Genomic DNA, 4797 nt, shown 5'->3' on the forward strand with positions numbered 1-4797 from the left:
CTTCCACACCAGTCGGGAAGCCGTTGAACAGGATGCGGCCAACCTTGCGCTCCAGCGTCGGCAGCAGCGAGCCGGCGATGTCGCGGTCATCGGCAGTTGCCTGCACGGTGGCAGTCAGCTGGCCTTCCAGGTGCTCAGCGAAACGCTTCAGGTCTTCAGCGGTCTTGGCGCGGATCAGCACCGAGCTTGGGCCGAAGTTTTCAGCTTCCAGCGCAGCGGTGGACAGGAAAGTATCCACGTCCACGGAATACAGATGCGGGCGGGCCTGGCAACCGGCAGCCGGAGCGCCTTGCGCCAGCAGGGTCACGCCTTCCAGTGCGGACAGCTTCTCCACGCCGGACTCGTAGGCCTTGTGGATGCCCGGGGTCAGCATAGTGGTGGAAGGCTTGGCCTGCACGGCTGCGGCAGCAGCGGTGGTGAAGGCATCCAGCTCGGCGCTTTCCAGGCCGATCAGCAGGCCAGGGTTGGTGCAGAACTGGCCCGCGCCCATGGTCAGCGAATCAGCGAAGCCTTGTGCAACCTGGGCGCCTTTCTCTTTCAGAGCGCCCGGCAGCAGGAATACAGGGTTGATACTGGACATCTCGGCGTACACAGGGATCGGCTCCTTGCGTGCAGCGGCGATGCGCATCAGCGCCAGGCCACCGAAACGGGAACCGGTGAAGCCGACAGCCTTGATGACCGGATGCGCCACCAGATTGGAACCAGTCTCAATACCGCCGATCAGCATGGAGAACACGCCTTCCGGCAGGCCGCAATCGGCAACGGCTTTTTGCACAGCCTTGCCCACCAGTTCGGAAGTACCGAGGTGCGCAGGGTGGGCTTTCACGATAACAGGGCAACCAGCGGCCAGCGCGGAAGCGGTGTCGCCACCTGCCACCGAGAAGGCCAGCGGGAAGTTGGAGGCGCCGAACACAGCGACCGGACCGATGGCGATCTTGCGCATGCGGATGTCCGAGCGCGGAGGGGTGCGCTCGGGCAGTGCGGAATCCACGGTGGCGTTCAGGAACACGCCATCACGAACCACCTTGGCGAACAGGCGCAGCTGATTCACAGTGCGGCCACGTTCACCTTCCAGGCGGGCTTGCGGCAAGCCGGATTCCTGCATCGCACGCTCGATCAGTTGCGGGCCGATGGCCACGATGTTGTCGGCGATCTTCTCCAGGAACTGCGCGCGCTGCTCAAGGCCGGTTTCGCGGTAAGTGTCGAAGGCGGCAGCGGCGAGGCTGCACGCTTTTTCCAGGTCAGCGGCGCTGGCCATGCCGAAGGGCGGATCGATTTCCACGTTGCGGGAAGGATCGATCGCCTTCATCTGGCCTTCGCGGCCCATGACAGCGCTCTGTCCAATTACCATTTCACCAGCGATGTGCATTGCTTACTCCTTAGTTTTTCATTGTGCGCCTTGGGCGCGGATCAGTTTGTCCAGCATTGCGCACTCTTCCTCGTTCAGGTCGCTCAGCGGAGCGCGCACTGGACCCGCATCGTGACCGACCAGGCGGGCGCCGGCCTTGACGATGGACACCGCATAGCCTTGCTTGCGGTTGCGGATCGCCAGGTACGGCAGGAAGAATTCGTCCAGCAGACGGTTCGTCGTAGCGTGATCGTCTTTCGCGATAGCGTGGTAGAAGTCCATGGCCAGCTTCGGCATGAAGTTGAACACGGCGGAGGAATACACCGGAACACCCAATGCCTTGTACGCTGCTGCATAAACTTCTGCCGTCGGCAGGCCGCCCAGATACGAGAAGCGGTCGCCCATCTTGCGCCAGATCGATACCATCAGTTCGATGTCGCCGATGCCGTCCTTGAAGCCGATCAGGTTCGGGCAACGATCTGCCAGGATCGCCAGCGAATCAGGCGTCAGGCGGCAACCACCGCGATTGTAGACCACAACGCCAAAGTCCACAGAAGCGCAAACTTCTTCCACGTGCTTGATCAGGCCTTCCTGGCTCGCTTCGGTCAGGTAGTGCGGCAGCAGCAGCACGCCGTGGGCGCCCTGGCGCTCGGCTTCCTGGGCGAATTTGATGGCTGCACGGGTCGGGCCACCTGCACCGGCCAGGATAGGCACTTTGCCGCGGCAAGTGTCGACGGCGGTCTTGATGATTTCCGGGTATTCCTCGTGGGTCAGCGAGAAGAACTCGCCGGTGCCGCCAGCCGCGAACAGAGCGGAGGCGCCGTATGGAGCCAGCCATTCCAGACGCTCGATGTAGCCCTTCTTGTTGAAGTTGCCTTCAGCATCAAAGTCGGTCACTGGGAAGGACAGCAGGCCAGCGGAAAGGATCTTTTTCAGGTCTTGCGGATTCATGGCGTCTCCTAGAGGTCGCGGTTAAGTTGTATGACATCGTACAAGTATCCGCAAAACGCTGCAAGCGTTTTTTGTTACCGGTCAGGCGTTGCCGCCCTTTTCCAACATTTCCTGGGCATGACGCAGGCGTTCGCGGCTATTGCTCAGGTGGGTGCGCATGGCCGCGCGGGCGCCTTCCGCGTCCTTGCGCATGATGGCGTGGCAGATATCCTCGTGCTCGCGCTGCACGCGCATCAGATAGGCGGCGGGGTCGTCGTGCACCAGTTGCGCCGAATTCACACGGGCGCGCGGGATGATCGCACTGCCCAGATCGCTCAGGATGTCAACGAAATAACGGTTATTGGTGGACTGGGCGATCAGCTGGTGGAATTGCTTGTCAGCATCCACCGGATTGCCCTCTTCCTGCATGCGCTTCAGCAGCGCGGACAATTGCACGGCCTGCTGATCGGTCCGGCGGCTGGCCGCCAGCGACGCCGCTTCCGTTTCCAGGGTGATGCGCAGCTCCAGGATGGCCAGCACGTCTTCCAGGGTGCTGATGGTCAGGCGCATATTGCCGCTCGGCGGTTCCAGCACAAAGGTGCCCACGCCGTGACGGGTTTCCACCAGCCCGGCGGCCTGCAGATGCGAGATCGCTTCGCGCACCACAGTACGGGACACGCCATGCAGCTGCATGATCAGCGACTCGGTCGGCAGCTTTTCGCCCGGCTTCAACGTTCCGCTCTGGATATTGGACGTGATCGCCTCCACCACCCCCTGAGCCAGGTTGCGGTGTTTCTTGCGGACAGGAGCTGCGGTTTCAGTCATCGTGGCATGCCTTCTCTGGAAAGCAACTAGTATACCACTTGTTGTATGACGACTATTTTTTCAGCCCTTTGCAAGGATCGGCGCGCTTTACAGACTCCAGCTTGCGCACTTCATCGAAGGGCAAACGCATCTGATCCGGCTCCACGAAACCGATAGTGCGGATGTTCAGTTTGGGCTCAACCGCGTTCAGCCAGCGCGGCACGCCGATGTCTTTTCGGACATGGCCGTTACCGGCAATCAGCACCACATCGCGCGGCTGCTGTTCGCGGATCAGCTTGGCCATCCAGATGTCGCGTGCCACCTGGGCATCGACCATGCCGGGGACCATCATGTCCGGCAGCATATCGCAATGGCCTTCCTTGATTTCGCGTTCCTGCGCCTTACGCAACTCCAGCGGCAGCGGCTTGTCCAGCTTGTAGGCTGTAACGGTCGCGGCATCGAAACTGGATGTCACGCCGTCACGCACCACGCGCGAAGCATCGGCACGCGACAGATTCACGGCAAGCAGCGGCAGGTTGTTGGTCAGTGCCAGCTGAATCAGCGGATGGTATTGCTGCCAGTTCCAGCCGGGCGTATTCATCACTTTGATCAGGCAGGACGCATCAAGACAGCCTTTCTGGGCTTCGTCCAGCAGGCGCTGTTTGTCGCGGTCGAACTGCTCCATCGCAATGACCGGACGCCAGCCCGCTTCCACGCGGCGCTTCAGTTCTTCGAAACGCAGCTTGTGGCCTTGCGGGTTGTCGTGCACTTCGCCCAGCAGCAGCACTTGCGGGTTGGCGGGACCGGCGGCGATCGACGCCACCGGCTCGGGAGACTTCTTGAAGAAGCTGCAGCCGGACAGGGCTACCGCCACGAGGATTATGAGGTGACGCTTCATCGAACATGGATCAGTTGAGTGAAGCGTCTAGTCTACCTCACAGTGCCTTCTCCAGCAGCGTGTGGATTTCCGCAGCGATCTCGTCCACATGGGTTTCCAGCGCAAAGTGGCCCGTGTCCAGCAATTTCACCACCGCATTGGGATTATCGCGGCGATAGGCTTCGGCGCCAGGCGGAATGAAGAAGGGGTCGTGCTTGCCCCAGATCGCCAGGGTCGGTACTTGGGTATCGCGGAAGAATTTCTGGAACACGGGATACAGCGCCAGGTTGTTGCGGTAGTCGTAGAACAGCGCGATCTGAATGTCCTTATTGCCGGGACGGGTCATCAGCAGTGCGTCCAGCGCATACGCTTCCGGCGCGACCTGTTCGGGATTCGCGACACCATGCGTGTACTGCCATTTGGTCGCGTCGTAGGTCAGGAAGCTGCGCATCACTTGCTCGTTTTCCGCGCTGGGATCAGCCCAGTGCTTGCGCATCGGCGCCCAGCCCTCTTCACTCAGACCCTCCAGGTAGGTATTGCCGTTTTGCGAGATCAGGGCCGTGACGCGTTCCGGATGCGCCGCTGCCAGACGGAAGCCGGTAGGCGCGCCGTAGTCGAACACGTAAAGCGCGTATTTTTCCAGTTTCAGCGCTTGCACGAAGGCCTCCATGGTGGCCGCCAGGCTGTCGAAGCTGTACTGGTAATTGCGTTCGGCGGGAACTTCAGTGAAACCGAAGCCAGGCAAGTCGGGAGCGATCACGCGGTATTTAGTGGCCAGCAGCGGGATCAGGTTGCGGAACATGTGCGAGGAAGACGGGAAGCCGTGCAGCAGCAGGAG

5 protein-coding genes are annotated in these 4797 nt (G+C 61.2%); all 5 read right to left on the reverse strand.

What is annotated here, in order from left to right; all coding sequences use genetic code 11:
• On the reverse strand, window positions 1-1369 hold a 1369-nt coding region (locus AB4Z11_RS23250; RefSeq protein ID WP_442027980.1), incomplete at its 3' end, for an aldehyde dehydrogenase (NADP(+)).
• Window positions 1370-1387: 18 nt separating this feature from the next.
• Window positions 1388-2299: a 5-dehydro-4-deoxyglucarate dehydratase gene (gene kdgD, locus AB4Z11_RS23255; RefSeq protein WP_442027982.1), complete on the reverse strand. Its 912-nt coding sequence runs from the start codon at window positions 2297-2299 to the stop codon at window positions 1388-1390.
• Window positions 2300-2380: 81 nt separating this feature from the next.
• On the reverse strand, window positions 2381-3103 hold the full coding sequence (locus tag AB4Z11_RS23260) for a FadR/GntR family transcriptional regulator (RefSeq protein ID WP_442027984.1): 723 nt from the start codon (window positions 3101-3103) through the stop codon (window positions 2381-2383).
• A gap of 52 nt (window positions 3104-3155) precedes the next feature.
• Window positions 3156-3980, reverse strand: coding sequence for a ChaN family lipoprotein (locus AB4Z11_RS23265; RefSeq protein WP_442027986.1), 825 nt, complete (start codon window positions 3978-3980; stop codon window positions 3156-3158).
• A 37-nt stretch (window positions 3981-4017) separates the two neighbouring features.
• Window positions 4018-4797: alpha/beta fold hydrolase (locus tag AB4Z11_RS23270; RefSeq protein WP_442027987.1), on the reverse strand; the 780-nt coding region annotated here is incomplete at its 5' end.

Origin of the sequence: Pseudoduganella sp. RAF53_2 (genome assembly GCF_052113985.1) — a bacterium.
Lineage (GTDB): Bacteria > Pseudomonadota > Gammaproteobacteria > Burkholderiales > Burkholderiaceae_D > Rugamonas.